The sequence below is a fragment of the Pseudomonas sp. HMSC063H08 genome, assembly GCF_001813645.1.
In the GTDB taxonomy this organism is placed as follows: domain Bacteria; phylum Pseudomonadota; class Gammaproteobacteria; order Pseudomonadales; family Pseudomonadaceae; genus Pseudomonas; species Pseudomonas aeruginosa.
Map to the genome: position 1 here is coordinate 13,198 of NZ_KV813334.1, position 12,937 is coordinate 26,134.

General features: G+C 68.3%; 12 protein-coding genes and 1 pseudogene. 5 read left to right on the forward strand and 8 right to left on the reverse strand.

Going from position 1 to position 12,937, the window contains the following annotated elements; genetic code table 11:
* Positions 1-44: 44 nt before the first annotated feature.
* Positions 45-941, forward strand: a complete 897-nt coding sequence (fieF, locus tag HMPREF2924_RS01810) for a CDF family cation-efflux transporter FieF (protein ID WP_003093118.1) — start codon at positions 45-47, stop codon at positions 939-941.
* Here fieF and HMPREF2924_RS01815 read toward each other — a convergent pair.
* The gene (locus HMPREF2924_RS01815; RefSeq protein WP_031690609.1) at positions 934-1,617 is read right to left on the reverse strand and encodes a DUF6515 family protein; all 684 of its coding nucleotides are present in this window, start codon (positions 1,615-1,617) and stop codon (positions 934-936) included. The two genes, fieF and HMPREF2924_RS01815, sit on opposite strands and share 8 nt — an antisense overlap.
* A 447-nt stretch (positions 1,618-2,064) precedes the next feature.
* Between HMPREF2924_RS01815 and HMPREF2924_RS01820 the strand changes: the two genes are divergently transcribed.
* The 3 genes from HMPREF2924_RS01820 (at position 2,065) to HMPREF2924_RS01830 (ending at position 3,478) form a co-directional block, all read left to right on the forward strand.
* Positions 2,065-2,574: an Lrp/AsnC family transcriptional regulator gene (locus HMPREF2924_RS01820; protein ID WP_003119210.1), complete on the forward strand. Its 510-nt coding sequence runs from the start codon at positions 2,065-2,067 to the stop codon at positions 2,572-2,574.
* 201 nt (positions 2,575-2,775) lie between these two features.
* Entirely contained in the window at positions 2,776-2,985 is a 210-nt protein-coding gene (locus tag HMPREF2924_RS01825) for a DUF2788 domain-containing protein (protein WP_003093125.1), read from the forward strand.
* 100 nt (positions 2,986-3,085) lie between these two features.
* Positions 3,086-3,478: a globin gene (locus HMPREF2924_RS01830; RefSeq protein ID WP_003093127.1), complete on the forward strand. Its 393-nt coding sequence runs from the start codon at positions 3,086-3,088 to the stop codon at positions 3,476-3,478.
* 33 nt (positions 3,479-3,511) lie between these two features.
* Here the strand turns inward: HMPREF2924_RS01830 and HMPREF2924_RS01835 are convergent, their stop codons facing one another.
* Positions 3,512-4,081, reverse strand: a complete 570-nt coding sequence (locus HMPREF2924_RS01835; RefSeq protein ID WP_003132533.1) for a pseudouridine synthase — start codon at positions 4,079-4,081, stop codon at positions 3,512-3,514.
* 138 nt (positions 4,082-4,219) lie between these two features.
* On the opposite strand from HMPREF2924_RS01835, the gene HMPREF2924_RS01840 reads away from it, so the two are divergent.
* Positions 4,220-5,305: an MBL fold metallo-hydrolase gene (locus tag HMPREF2924_RS01840; RefSeq protein WP_003132531.1), complete on the forward strand. Its 1,086-nt coding sequence runs from the start codon at positions 4,220-4,222 to the stop codon at positions 5,303-5,305.
* Here HMPREF2924_RS01840 and HMPREF2924_RS01845 read toward each other — a convergent pair.
* The 6 genes and pseudogenes from HMPREF2924_RS01845 to ladS all read right to left on the reverse strand — a co-directional run bounded on the left by HMPREF2924_RS01845 (position 5,263) and on the right by ladS (position 12,763).
* The gene (locus HMPREF2924_RS01845; RefSeq protein WP_023094521.1) at positions 5,263-5,829 is read right to left on the reverse strand and encodes an SEC-C metal-binding domain-containing protein; all 567 of its coding nucleotides are present in this window, start codon (positions 5,827-5,829) and stop codon (positions 5,263-5,265) included. The genes HMPREF2924_RS01840 and HMPREF2924_RS01845 overlap by 43 nt on opposite strands.
* Positions 5,830-5,979: 150 nt before the next feature.
* Positions 5,980-7,479 (reverse strand): AMP nucleosidase, encoded by a 1,500-nt coding sequence (gene amn / locus HMPREF2924_RS01850; RefSeq protein ID WP_003119204.1) that lies wholly within the window; start codon positions 7,477-7,479, stop codon positions 5,980-5,982.
* A gap of 54 nt (positions 7,480-7,533) precedes the next feature.
* A complete protein-coding gene (locus HMPREF2924_RS01855) occupies positions 7,534-7,965 on the reverse strand; it encodes a PaaI family thioesterase (RefSeq protein ID WP_003132528.1) in 432 nt (143 codons plus the stop codon).
* 11 nt (positions 7,966-7,976) lie between these two features.
* Complete coding sequence (locus tag HMPREF2924_RS01860; protein ID WP_003132526.1) at positions 7,977-9,626, reverse strand: acyl-CoA dehydrogenase family protein; 1,650 nt, start codon at positions 9,624-9,626, stop codon at positions 7,977-7,979.
* Positions 9,623-10,270 carry a TetR/AcrR family transcriptional regulator gene (locus HMPREF2924_RS01865; RefSeq protein WP_003093144.1) on the reverse strand — a complete coding sequence of 216 codons (648 nt, stop codon included), beginning with the start codon at positions 10,268-10,270 and terminating at the stop codon, positions 9,623-9,625. The genes HMPREF2924_RS01860 and HMPREF2924_RS01865 overlap by 4 nt, the downstream gene beginning before the upstream one ends.
* 105 nt (positions 10,271-10,375) lie before the next feature.
* A pseudogene (ladS, locus tag HMPREF2924_RS01870) lies at positions 10,376-12,763 on the reverse strand (hybrid sensor histidine kinase/response regulator LadS).
* Positions 12,764-12,937: the final 174 nt, after the last annotated feature.

Below are 12,937 nucleotides of genomic sequence, written 5' to 3' on the forward strand. Positions count from 1 at the left end.
CGGTTGGTTTACAGTGGCGCCGTCCCTCCTGACAGAAGCGCCCCATGAGTCCCGATTCCCCCCACGCCCGCCTGCTGCGCCTGGCCACCCTGGCCTCGCTCGGTGTCGCCGTCACCCTGGTCATCGGCAAGGCCATTGCCTGGTGGCTGAGCGGTTCGGTGAGCCTGCTCGCCGGCCTCACCGACTCCCTGCTGGACAGTGCCGCCTCGCTGCTCAACCTGCTGGCGGTGCACTATTCGCTACGCCCGGCCGACGACGACCACCGCTACGGCCACGGCAAGGCCGAGGCCCTGGCCGGCCTGGCCCAGGCCATGTTCATCGGTGCCAGCGCGGTGCTGGTGGCTATCCAGGCGGTCGAGCAATTGCGCGACCCGCAGCCCCTCGGCGCGGCCACCTGGGGCATCGCGGTGATGCTGCTGTCGCTGCTGCTCACGGCCCTTCTCCTGGCCTTCCAGACCCACGTCATCCGCCGCACCGGTTCCACCGCGATACGCGCCGACTCGCTGCACTACCGCTCGGACCTGCTGCTCAACGCAAGCATCCTCGTGGCACTGCTCCTGGCCCGCTACGGCTGGCCGCAGAGCGACGGCCTGTTCGGCCTGGGCATCGCCCTGTACATCCTCTGGAGCGCCCTGCAGATCGCTCGCGAGTCGGTGTCGATCCTGATGGACCGGGAACTGCCCACCGACATCAGCGAGCGCATGCGCGAACTTGCCTGCAGCGTGCCGGGAGTGCTCGGCGCGCACGACGTGCGCACGCGGATCTCCGGCAACCACTGGTTCGTCCAGTTGCACCTCGAGCTGCCCGGCGAGCTGAGCCTGTCGGTGGCCCACGCCCTGACCGACCGCGCAGTGCTGGCGATCAAGCGCGAATACCCGAAGGCCGAGGTGCTGATCCATGCCGACCCGCAGGAAGTGGTCGGCAAGGAAACCGTCAGTTGACGCTGTAGCCGCGCCCGCTCAGGCAGGCGGCCATGGCCCGGCGGTAGCCGTTGGCGACCTCGGCGGCCGGCGCGTAGGTCGCCCCCGCCGGGTCGAAGCCGCTCTCGCCCACCGCCCAGCGGTGGCACTCGTAGCGGTCGCGGCCCTGCTGGTCGGGCCCCTGGCCGCGCGCGGGGTAGGCCACCACGTCGTAGCCGGTGGCCGGCACACTGCTCGGATAACCGGGCCCCGCTGCCTGCGGCGGCGGGCTGACCACTTCGTACTCACGGGTGTCGGCATGCCACAGGTAGTAAGTGCCGGCGGCAAGGAAGTACAGCACGCTGCCCAACCAGACCTGCTCCGCATAGGGTGGCAGGCTGCGGACGCGCACCCCGCGGGGCGGCACGACCAGCACATAGCGCGGGCCGTCGGGTCGGTACCAGTAGCCGTCGTCGAAGAAATACTCGCCGCCGCGATAGGGCACCCGCAGGTGCCCGCGCGGCAAGGCCTCCACCACCCGGCCCGGGCGCCAGTCGGGATGCGGTCCCCAACTGCCGCCGTACGCTTCGCCGCGGCCAGGTCCCGGTTGTCCGTGGGCAACACCGCGCTCGCCGCCGGGTCCACCGCGTCCCCCTCGGCCGTCGTCGGCCTGCGCCTGGACGCACAGGCTCAGCGAGAGAGCGCCCACCCCGAGCATTCGCCACCATCCACCGTTCATCGTCTGCCTCGCCCCGGGCCTGGTCGCCCGGCCACGTTCGAATGATCCCGGGAACGACTTTCCGCCGTTTTCCGCCAAGGGTGGGTAAACGCCGGGTAAAGAATGGGTAAAAGCGCGGCACGGGCCGGATCGCGGGCAAAGAAAAAGGGAGGCCCGTCGACCTCCCTTCTGGGGTAACTGTCCTGGCTCGGCGCTGTTGGCGACGGCTCACCTCACTCCACCTTCTGGGCGGTGTGCAACCCGGAGGCCGGCGCAACCCTGTAGGGTCGGCGGCCACGGCTGGCCTGATTGGGCGAGCCGTGATGGACGAGATGTCCGGGCCGTGAATCTGGGTAAAAGAATACGTCGCCAGGCGCGACCAATGATTGCTAATATTGCTCACCAGAACCTTGATTGCGCAATAAATCACTCAAATTCACCTTGCCAATGGCAATCAACCTGAAAGAAATCCTCGCCATGAACAAACTAGACCGCTACGACCTGCGTATCCTCGAAGAACTCCAGCGCGACGCACGCATCTCCAACCAGGAACTGGCAGAACGGATAGGCCTGTCGCCATCGCCCTGTTCGCGACGGGTCAAGCAGCTCGAGGACGACGGCTACATCGTCCGCCAGGTAGCCTTGCTGGACCGCAAGAAGCTCGGCCTGAGCCTCACCGCCTTCGTCCTCATAGGCATGGACCGACACACCCCGGAACGCTTCGAACATTTCCAGGAAGTCATCGGCAAATGCCCGGAAGTGCTGGAGTGCAGCCTGGTCACCGGGATGGACGCGGACTACCAGTTGAAGGTCGTGGTGCCGGACATGGACCACTACCAGAAGCTCCTGCTGGGTACCCTGACGCGCATCGAGGGGGTCTCCAGCGTGCGCTCCAGCTTCGTCCTCAACCAGGTGCTGGCGAGTACCGAACTGCCGCTGGAGCACCTGCGCGATTGATCGTAGCGAGACCTGGGACATGACACGGAACAGGCGGCATGCCGTATAATCGGCAACCTGTTTCAGTTGTCATGCCCGCGTGGCCCCCGCATATAAAGAGCAGCCTGCTCGTAGAACGATAAACGCCTTGCCCGCCCCCCATGGCACGCTCCGTCCGACCGCGAGCCGGACTTCGTTTGCTTGAAAATCCGGAGGTTGCCAATGGATCCCGAACTGTTCGAAGAGTGGATGATGACCGGTCTGGTGACCGTGCTTATCCTGTTCATGGCTTTCATCGTGTGGGACCTGGCGAAGAAGTCGAAAGCCGGCAAGTTCGGAACCCTGATCCTGTTCTTCGCCCTCGGCCTGGGCGTACTGGGCTTCATCATCAAGGGCCTGGTCATCGGCAGCCTCGAAGGCGCGGGCATGTAACCCCGGCGCCACACGCGTCATCCAACCACTCGTAATCATCCGCCGGCCCCGGCCAACGGGGCCGGCTCGCCTTGCCATTGCCTAGAACAAGGGAGTCGCCATGAACGCCGCCGACCGCGTCATGCAGAGTTATGGACGCTGCTGTGCCAGCACCGGATTCTTCGATGATTTCTACCGGCATTTCCTTGCCAGTTCCCCGCAGATTCGCGCCAAGTTCGCCACCACCGACATGACTGCGCAGAAACACCTGCTGCGTGCCGGGATCATGAACCTGGTGATGTACGCCCGCGGCATGTCCGACAGCAAGCTGCGCGCCCTCGGCGCCAGCCATTCGCGCGCCGCGCTGGATATCCGCCCGGAACTCTACGACCTGTGGCTGGACGCCCTGCTGATGGCGGTCGCCGAGCACGACCGCGACTGCGACGCCGAGACCCGCGACGCCTGGCGCGACGTGATGGGTCGCGGCATCGCCGTGATCAAGTCGTACTACTGATCGTTCCGCGCCCGCTGGACGACGCCCCTCTCGTCAGTCCAGCCGCGCCGGCACTTCCCGCCATTCCCCGAGGCCCAGGCCGTCCAGGCTCCAGGGGCCGATCCGCACCCGCACCAGCCGCAGCGTCGGCAAGCCCACCGCCGCCGTCATCCGCCGTACCTGGCGATTGCGCCCCTCGCGAATCACCAGTTCCAGCCACTGGGTCGGCACCGACTTGCGAAAACGCACCGGCGGCACCCGCTCCCACAACCTCGGCTCATCCAGCAGACGCGCCTCGGCGGGCAGCGTCGGGCCGTCGTTGAGCGTCACGCCCTCGCGCAGGCGCCGCAATTGCTCCTCGTCCGGCGTGCCTTCGACCTGCACCCAGTAGGTCTTCGGCAGCTTGTGCCGGGGGTCGGCGATGCGCGCCTGCAGGCGACCGTCGTTGGTCAGCAGCAACAGGCCCTCGCTGTCGCGGTCCAGGCGCCCGGCCGGATACACGCCCGGCACCGGGATGAAGTCCTTGAGGGTCGAGCGCCCTTGCTCGTCGTTGAACTGGGTCAGTACGTCGAACGGCTTGTTGAACAGCAGCAGCTTCGGCTCGCTCGGCGGCGCCTTGGCCACCCGGCGTGGCGCAGGGCGGACGGGATGACGCGGGGAAGGACGCGGGGGACGGGACATGACTGGAAACGAGTTGGCTTGATCGGGGTACCGGGCGGCATGCTAGGTTGTCCGAGAGCCTGACCGCAAGAGCATCCCCTCATGCCCTCCCTGCGTCCCACCTGGCTGATCAGCCTGCTGACCCTGGCCGGCTGCGCTGGCAGCGCCTATCAGGGTCCGCCTTCGGACCATTTCGACGGCGAACGTTTCCGCAATATCCAGCCGACCGCGCACAAGAGCCTGCGCGACCTGCTCAAGTGGCAGTGGAACCGCCCGCCGCAACGCCCGTGGGTCGCCCTGCCGCCGACGGCAACGCCGCCAAGGGTGAACGAGCGCGCCCGCGGCGAAGAACTGCGGGTCACCTACATCAACCACGCCACCCTGCTGATCCAGCACCGCGGCCTGAACATCCTCACCGACCCGGTCTGGTCGCAACGGGTCAGCCCGCTCGCCTTCATCGGCCCGAAGCGCCACCATCCGCCCGGGTTGACGCTCGACCAGTTGCCACCGATCGACCTGGTGCTTGTGAGCCACAACCACTACGACCACCTCGACCTGGAAACCCTGCGCCAGCTCCACCGGCGCTGGCCGACGGCCAAGGTGGTCAGCGGCCTGGGCAACGCCGGGCTGATCCGCCAGACAGGTTTCGCCGACGTCGTGGAGATCGACTGGTGGCAGGCCGTGCCGCTGGGCGCTGGCCTGACGCTGCATGGCGTACCGGTGCAGCACTGGTCGTCGCGCACCCGCAGCGACACCAACCGCACGCTCTGGCTCGGCTTCGTCATCGACTCGCCGGACGGCCCGCTGCTGTTTCCCGGCGATACCGGGCTCGGCCCGGAGTTCGGGCTGATCAACCAGCGCTTCGGGGCGATGCGCTTCGCCGCCCTGCCGATCGGCGCCTACGAGCCGCGCTGGTTCATGCGCGACCACCACATGAATCCCGACGACGCGGTGCAGGCCCATCGCACGCTGCAGGCGCAGACCAGCATGGCCATCCACTTCGGTACCTTCAATCTCACCGACGAACAGCAGGACGACCCGCCCAAGGCGCTCCAGGCGGCGCTGCGCAGCCAAGGCGTGGACCCGGCGACCTTCGGCACGCCGAAACCCGGCGAGCAGTGGCGCGTCGCACCGCGCAACGTCGCTCAGGAGGCCGGGGCCACCAGGCGGGAGCAGCAGTTGCGGTAGCGCTTGCCGCTGCCGCACGGACAAGCCTGGTCGCCACGGCCGCCCAGGGCCAGCCAGCTTTCCAGGCGCGCGGCCATCCCGGCCAGGCGCTCGCGGGCCTCATCGTCCAGGCCGGCGCGGGCCAGTTGGCGCCGCAGGCCGAGGTAGTCTTCCAGCAGGACATCGCGGCTGAGCGCCTGGTACTGGTCGGCCAGCGGCACGCCTTCGTAGCGCCGCTGCGGGTCTGCCAGGAAAGCGATGGCGCCCGCCTGCGGCAGGACATTCCACAGGTTGCCGCGCGGATCGCGCCAGCAAGCGCTGAAACGCGCGCGCAGGGCCAGGCCGCGCCATTCTTCCAGGATCCAGCCGTCGACCCGCTCGCCGCCGAGGGCTTCGACCGCCCGACCGACCGAGAACCACGGTTCGCCGGCCAGGCTTTCCGGCATCGGCAACGGCGCTGCCACTTCCGGCGTGGCATCGGGCACCAGGCGGCGGGCGAAGCGACGGAGCGGGTTGCTGAGATGAGTGGGGGCGCTGAACGGCATGGGGCTCACATCGATGGCAGGCGTGGTCGTTCCGACCGGCAGAAGGCGCCGCGGTTCCACGCAGGGCGAAGGGCCGTCATTGTAGGGCCTCGGCGCCGCGAGGCGTAGAAGCGCGCCGCGGTTTCCGCGCGGAAACCGGGGCGCGTCCGATCAACGGAACGGCGGCTCGTCGAAACTCCGCAGCTTGCGCGAGTGCAGCGAGTTGAGCTGGCTGCGCAACAGGTCGAGGGCGGCGATGCCGATCCGCAGGTGCTGGTTCACCGCGCGCTCGTAGAAGGCGTTGGCCGAGCCGGGCAGCTTGATCTCGCTGTGCAGCGGCTTGTCCGAGACGCACAGCAACGTGCCGTAGGGCACCCGCAGGCGGTAGCCCTGGGCGGCGATGGTGCCGCTCTCCATGTCCACCGCGATGGCCCGCGCCAGGTTGATCAGTGGCCGCTCCTGGGCCCAGCGCAGCTCCCAGTTGCGGTCGTCGTAGGTGAGCACGGTGCCGGTGCGCAAGCGTCGCTTGAGCGACTCGCCGCGCTCGCCGGTGACTTCGGCGGCGGCTTCCTGCAAGGCGACCTGGACCTCGGCCAGCGCCGGGATCGGGATGTGCGGCGGCAGCGCGCGGTCGAGGATGCCGTCGCGGCGCATGTAGGCGTGCGCCAGCACGTAGTCGCCGATGGTCTGCGACTGCCGCAGGCCGCCGCAGTGGCCGATCATCAGCCAGCAATGCGGACGCAACACCGCCAGGTGGTCGGTGATGTTCTTCGCGTTGGACGGGCCGACCCCGATGTTGACCAGGGTGATGCCGTCGCCATCGGCGGCGATCAGGTGGTAGGCCGGCATCTGGTAGCGGTGCCAGACCACCCCGGCGACGATGGCGTTGGCCTCGCCTTCGTCCATCCCGCGCTCGATGATCACGTTGCCCGGCAGGACCATGCGCACGAAGCGCGGGTCCTCGCGCAGGCGGGTCAGGCCGAGGCGGATGAACTGGTCGACGTAGCGGTGGTAGTTGGTCAGCAGGATCCACGGCTGCACGTGGCGCCAGTCGCTGCCGGTGTAGTGCACCAGGCGGCGCAGGGAGAAGTCCACCCGCGCGGCGTCGAACAGCGCCAGCGGCAACTGGTCGGCGCGTTCCCATTCGTAGAGGCCGTCGGCGATGTCGTCGGAAGCGGCGGACAGGTCGGTGCTGGGGAACACCCGCGCCAGCTCGGCGGCGGTCACCCCGGAGCCGGCCAGCTCATCGCCCTGCTCGACCACGTAGGGATAGGGGATGTCCTGTTGGCTCGGGCCGACCTGCACCTGCACGGTGAAATCGTCCATCAGCGGACGCAACTGTTCCAGCAGGTACTTGCGGAAGGCGTCGGGGTGGGTGACGGTGACGCTGTATTCGCCCGGCACCTGGACCTTGGCGTAGGCGCGGGTGGTGGACGGCACCTCGCCCTGGCAGCGGTAGCCGATGCGCAGTTGCGGGTAGTGGAAGTTCTGCCGCTCGGCCTCGCTCGGCTCGATGCGCTCCTTGATGTAGCGCTTGAGCGCCTGGCTCAGCGCCGCGGTGGCCTGGCGGTGCAGCTCGGCAAGACGGTCGACGGCCTCCTCGGCCGTGCGGGCGACGACGAACCCGTCGTCGGAATCGATACTCATGGTGGGCTTCCTGTCGGTTCGCATGGAAAACATCTTGCCTGTACCGACAGGAAAACACAGCGCTTTTCTCCCGTTACCTCATTCGGCCAGCGCCACCACCGCCATGGTCACGGTGGCCTTGCTGAGCAGGTGCCGCCGACCGTCCCGCTCGGCGAACACCTCGGCCTCGACCACCGTCACCTGGCGCCCGGCCTTGAGCACCTCGGCGCGACACAACAGGCGCTGGCAAAGCGCCGGGCGCAACAGGTTGAGCTTGAACTCCAGGGTCAGCACCGTCTGCCCCTCCTCCACCAGGGTCGCAGCGGCGGCCCCGGCGGCATGGTCGGCCAGGGTCGCCTGGACCCCGGCATGGATGAAGCCGTTCTGCTGGGCGTGGCGGGGCAGGATGTCCAGCCCCGCTTCGACCCAACCCGGCCCGCAGTCCAGCGGACGGATGCCGAGGTCGCCGACGAAACTGGCCGCGGCGAAGCCCTGCTCGACCAGCTCCCGGTAGCGCGGATGCGCCTGCATCGCGGCGCGCCTCAGGCCAGGTGCGGGGTGGCGCGAGCCAACAGCGCCTCGACCTCGACGCCGCGCGGCAGGGTGCCGTAGACCCGCCCGCCGTCCCCCAGGCGACTGCCGATGAAGGCGTCGGACACCGCGGAGTTGCCGGCTTCCAGCAACAGCTTGGCCTGCAGGGCGATCGCCACGTCCTCGGTGAGCTGGCGGGCGCGGTACTGGATGTCGGCGGTGTCGGCGAAGGCCGCCTTGAGGTTGCCGATTTGCGCGGCGAGACGGGCGTCGCCATGGCCGTCGCCCAGTTCGGCGAACAGCGCGTCGAGCACCCCCGGCTCCTTCGACAGGGCACGCAGCACGTCCAGGCACTGCACGTTGCCGGAACCTTCCCAGATCGAGTTCACCGGAGCCTCGCGGTACAGCCGCGGCAGGATGGTTTCCTCGACGTAGCCGGCACCGCCCATGCATTCGGAGGCTTCGTTGATCATCGCCGGGGCACGCTTGCAGATCCAGTACTTGCCCACCGCGGTGACCAGGCGGGCGAACTTCTCCTCCTGCTCGTCGTGGGCACGGTCCAGGGCATGCCCCATGCGCAGGGTCAGGGCCAGCGCCGCCTCGCTTTCCAGGGCCAGGTCGGCGAGCACGTTCTGCATCAGCGGTTGCTCGGCCAGCACCCGCCCGCCGACCTTGCGGTAGGCGCAATGGTGGGCAGCCTGGGTCAACGCCTGACGCATCAATGCGCTGGAGCCGATCATGCAGTCGAAGCGGGTCATGGCGACCATCTCGATGATGGTCGGCACGCCACGGCCCTCCTCGCCGACCATCCAGGCCAGGGCGCCGCGATACTCGATTTCGCTGGAGGCGTTCGACCAGTTGCCCAGCTTGTCCTTCAGGCGCTGGATGTAGAACTGGTTGCGGCTGCCGTCCGGCCGGTGGCGCGGCAGCAGGAAGCAGGTCAGGCCCTTGTCGGTGTAGGCCAGGGTGAGGAAGGCGTCGCACATCGGCGCCGAGCAGAACCACTTGTGCCCGACCAGTTCGTAGGCCTGCCCCGGCCCGGGAATCCCCACCGGGTAGGCCCGCGTGGTATTGGCGCGGACGTCGGTGCCGCCCTGCTTCTCGGTCATCGCCATGCCGATGGTGACGCCCGCCTTCTGCTCCATCGGCACGTTGCGCGGGTCGTACTCGCGGGAGAGGATCTTCGGCAGCCATTTCTCGGCCAGGTCCGCCTGCAGGCGAATCGCCGGCACGCTGGCGTAGGTCATGGTCAACGGGCAACCGGTGCCGGCCTCCGCCTGGCTGTGCAGGTAGGACAGCCCGGCCCGCGCCACCTGGGCGCCGGGGCGCGGGTCGGTCCAGGGCAGCGAGGGCAGTTCGTGTTCGATGGCGGCGCGCATCAGCTCGTGGTAGGCGGGGTGGAACTCCACCAGGTCGACGCGGTTGCCGTAGCGGTCGTGGCTATGGAACTCCGGCTTGTGCTGGTTGGCCAGGAAGCCGGCCGCCATCAGCGGGCCGCCGGCCAGCTCGCCGTAGCGCTGCAGGCGCTCCTCGGCCCAGCCGCCCTGGTAGCGACGCACCCACTCCTGGAGAGGCAGGTCGAGGCGGTAGAGGTTGGCACCATCCAGCGACGGTACCTGGTTGGTCACTTCGTGAGTTTCGGCGTACTGGTGCAGGTTCATGAGGGTTCCTCGCAGACAGGCGCGCCCACCGCGCGCAGGCAGAAGTTCACCAGAGCCGTACTCACCGGCTCCAGACTCGGTTCCGGCTGGCCGCTGTCGCGAGCGGCGCGCGCCGGGGGAGACAAGGGGCCGACCAGCGCCTCGGCGATGGCCCCGACCAGGCAGGCCGCGGCAAGCGGCACCAGGGAAAGCTGGAATGCGCCACTGCGCCGGCCCTCCTCGAGCAGTTCGACGAACAGTGCGGCGTAGGCCTCGCGATAGCGCAGGCGCTGCTCGTCGACTTCAGGATCCACCGGCTCGGCGATCAGGGCGAAGGCCAGCCGCTGGCTGCTCCAGGCGCGCGCGGCAAAGCGCCGCAAGCCCTCGGCCAGGCGCCAGGCGGGCGCGCCGGGACCGCGCAGGACCACGGCCAGGGCATCGACCTCACGCTGGCTGGCGCGGCGGAAGATTTCCGCCGCCAGCTCGCCCTTGCCCCGGAAGTGGCGGTACAGGCTGCCGGTGGCGATCCCCGCGTCGTCGGCCAGGGCCTGCATGGTCAGCGCGGCGAAACCGCCCTCCGCGACACGCCGCAGGCCTAGCTGGAGGATGCGCTCGCGCAGCGCGGAATCGCGTTGCAGGCGGCGTTCGGTGACACGATAGACCATGACTGAATCCGGATTCACTTTTTCCCAGTGAATCACGCTTCAGGCTTTGCCTAAAGAGACATACAGGTCGCGCAGGCCGGCATTTCAGCCAGCCGCGGAAAGGCTTCAGGCGGACTTGGTGACGATCGGCTGGCACAGCAGCCAATCGTGCAGCAGGGTCTGCAACTCTTCGAACTTGACCGGCTTGGCCATGTAGTCGCTCATGCCCGCCGCCAGGCAGCGCTCGCGATCGCCGCTGTGGCTGTGGGCGGTCAACGCCAGCACCGGCAGTTCCGCGCAGCCGGGCAGCGCGCGGATCGCCCGACAGGTGGCGAAGCCGTCCATCACCGGCATCTGGCAGTCGAGCAGTACGCCGTCCGGCCGCTCGCGCGCCAGCAACTCCAGGGCCTCGCTGCCGTTGTCGGCGGTGCGCACCCGGTAGCCGAGCTTGAGCAGCATGCCGCGAGTCACCAACTGGTTGATGGCGTTGTCCTCCACCACCAGCACCGTGCACTCCTCGGGACGCCGCACCGCCTGCCCGCCGGCGCGCCGCGGCGGCGGCGCCAGGCCCTGGGCCGGCTGGGTCAGTTGCAGGCGCAGGAGGAAGCGGCTGCCCTGCCCCGGCCGGGACTCGTGGGTCAGCTCGCCGCCAAGCAGTTCCACCAGCTTGCGGCACAGCGCCAGGCCGATGCCGAGGCCTCCGTAGCCACGGGTCAACGAGCTGTCGGCCTGGACGAAACGCTGGTAGAGGTCGCTGCCGGCGGCCATGTCGAAACCGATGCCGGTGTCGATCACTTCCACCCGCAGCGCCACCCCGTCATGGGTACGCCCGGCGGCGACGCGCAGGGTCACGCTGCCCCTGGCGGTGAACTTGATCGCATTGTCGACCAGGTAGCCCAGCGCCTGGGCCAGCTTGCCGGCATCGCCTTCGAGGGTGTCCGGCAGGCTGTCGTCCAGTTGCAGGGCGAAGCGCAGGCCCTTCTCCTCGGCGCGCGGCGCGTACTGCGCGCGCAGGCTGTCGAACAGGCCGCGCAGGCTGAACGGCTCGCGGCGCGGGTAGAGTTTGCCGGCCTGCAGTTCGATGAGGGCGAGGATGTCGTTGACCATCCGCATCATGTCCCGCGCCGAACCGGCGGCGGTGCGCTGGTACTCGGCGAGTTCGACGTCCATCGGCACCGTCTGCATCAGCTCCAGCGAACCGATCACCCCGCTCATCGGGGTGCGCAGTTCGTGGGTGACGGTGGCGAGGAACTCGTCCTTCAGGCGATTGCTGTTGGCCAGTTCCTGGTTCAGCGCTTCCAGCTTGCGGCTGGACTCCTGGAGGATTCGCGCGCGCTCCTCCTTCATCGCGTTGATCCGGTCGGCCAGCGCCAGCGACAGCAAGCCCACCTCCAGCGCCGAACCGATCTGGCTGGCATACATGGTGAGGAACATGTTCGGCAGGTAGCCGAGGACCATCAGGGTATTGACGATGCCGCCGAGAAGGAAGGCGGTCCAGGCGATGATGAAATAGCGCGCCACGCGCATGCCGCGCAGCCAGGCGAGGATGCCGGCGGCGAAGATCAGGCCGGTGAAGGCCAGCGCCAGGTAGGTGGCCAGGCGCAGGGCCACGGCGTAGCTCATGGTCAGCGCCATCAGCATGACCAGCGCGCCGACCGCCATCAGCGCCAGCAGGCCGCGGTCGACCCACACGCTGTGGTCGCGGGTATGCAGGAAGCTGCGCGCGAACTGGCAGCCGAACAGCGCCGCCGAACCGATCAGGAATGGCGTGGCGGCGTTCGCCCACCAGGGGCTGTCGGGCCAGAAGTACTCGATGCCGGCGCCGTTCACCGAGACCTGGTAGAGCCCGAAGGAAGCGATATAGAGGATGTAGTAGAGATAGCTGGTATCGCGGACGCTGAGGAAGATGAACAGGTTGTAGATCAGCATCACCAGCAGCACGCCATAGATGATGCCGAGCACATAGATGCGTTCGGGCTGCTCCTCCAGGTAGGCCTTGGGCGACTACAGGGTCAACGGCGCCTGGATCGATCCCTGGCTTTCCAGCCGCAGGTAGACACGCTGCGGCTTGTTCGGCTCGAGGCCGAGTTCGAACAGGTAGTTGTTCTGCCGGATCGGCCGACTGGCGAACGGCAATGTGTCGCCGGTGCGTTGGGCGAGGCGGTAGCCGCCCTGGCCATCGGGCAGGTAGAGGTCGAGCTTGTCCAGCGGCGGATAGGCCAGCTCCAGCAGCCAGGTGCGCGGATCGCTGGAGGCGACCGGCCGGTAGTCCAGGTCCAGGCGCAACCAGAACACCGAGCGCGAATAGCCGGCATTGAGCACGTCCTTGTCATGGCGGCGGAAGCTGCTGTCGATGGCCCGCGAGGTGATGTCGTTGATATCGGCGCTACCGCGCACGTCCTCGAACACGTCGATGGACTGCCCCAGCGGCAGGCGCTCGACCTGCTCGTTGAAGCTCACCGCACCCGCCAGGCACGGCAACGCAAGAAGAAAGAGAATCAGCCAGTGCCGCATGATGCCCCGCAGTGCTCCTCGAACGGACCGGGAGCCCCACCTCCCTCGTCATGGTCCGCCCTTGGCGAGCGTTGTATGAATATTCGCCGAACTTTAGCACACGCCACGCCACATCAGGCCCGGGACGTGTCACGCAGGGCCCGGGCGCGGCGCCCGAAAGGTCGTCCGCGCAGC

Coding starts and splice junctions, on each gene's coding strand:
- fieF (WP_003093118.1), top strand. CDS start 45: ATGAGTCCCGATTCCCCCCACGCCCGCCTGCTGCGCCTGGCCACCCTG.
- HMPREF2924_RS01815 (WP_031690609.1), bottom strand. CDS start 1,617: ATGCTCGGGGTGGGCGCTCTCTCGCTGAGCCTGTGCGTCCAGGCGCAG.
- HMPREF2924_RS01820 (WP_003119210.1), top strand. CDS start 2,065: ATGGCAATCAACCTGAAAGAAATCCTCGCCATGAACAAACTAGACCGC.
- HMPREF2924_RS01825 (WP_003093125.1), top strand. CDS start 2,776: ATGGATCCCGAACTGTTCGAAGAGTGGATGATGACCGGTCTGGTGACC.
- HMPREF2924_RS01830 (WP_003093127.1), top strand. CDS start 3,086: ATGAACGCCGCCGACCGCGTCATGCAGAGTTATGGACGCTGCTGTGCC.
- HMPREF2924_RS01840 (WP_003132531.1), top strand. CDS start 4,220: ATGCCCTCCCTGCGTCCCACCTGGCTGATCAGCCTGCTGACCCTGGCC.
- HMPREF2924_RS01845 (WP_023094521.1), bottom strand. CDS start 5,829: ATGCCGTTCAGCGCCCCCACTCATCTCAGCAACCCGCTCCGTCGCTTC.
- amn (WP_003119204.1), bottom strand. CDS start 7,479: ATGCGAACCGACAGGAAGCCCACCATGAGTATCGATTCCGACGACGGG.
- HMPREF2924_RS01855 (WP_003132528.1), bottom strand. CDS start 7,965: ATGCAGGCGCATCCGCGCTACCGGGAGCTGGTCGAGCAGGGCTTCGCC.
- HMPREF2924_RS01860 (WP_003132526.1), bottom strand. CDS start 9,626: ATGAACCTGCACCAGTACGCCGAAACTCACGAAGTGACCAACCAGGTA.
- HMPREF2924_RS01865 (WP_003093144.1), bottom strand. CDS start 10,270: ATGGTCTATCGTGTCACCGAACGCCGCCTGCAACGCGATTCCGCGCTG.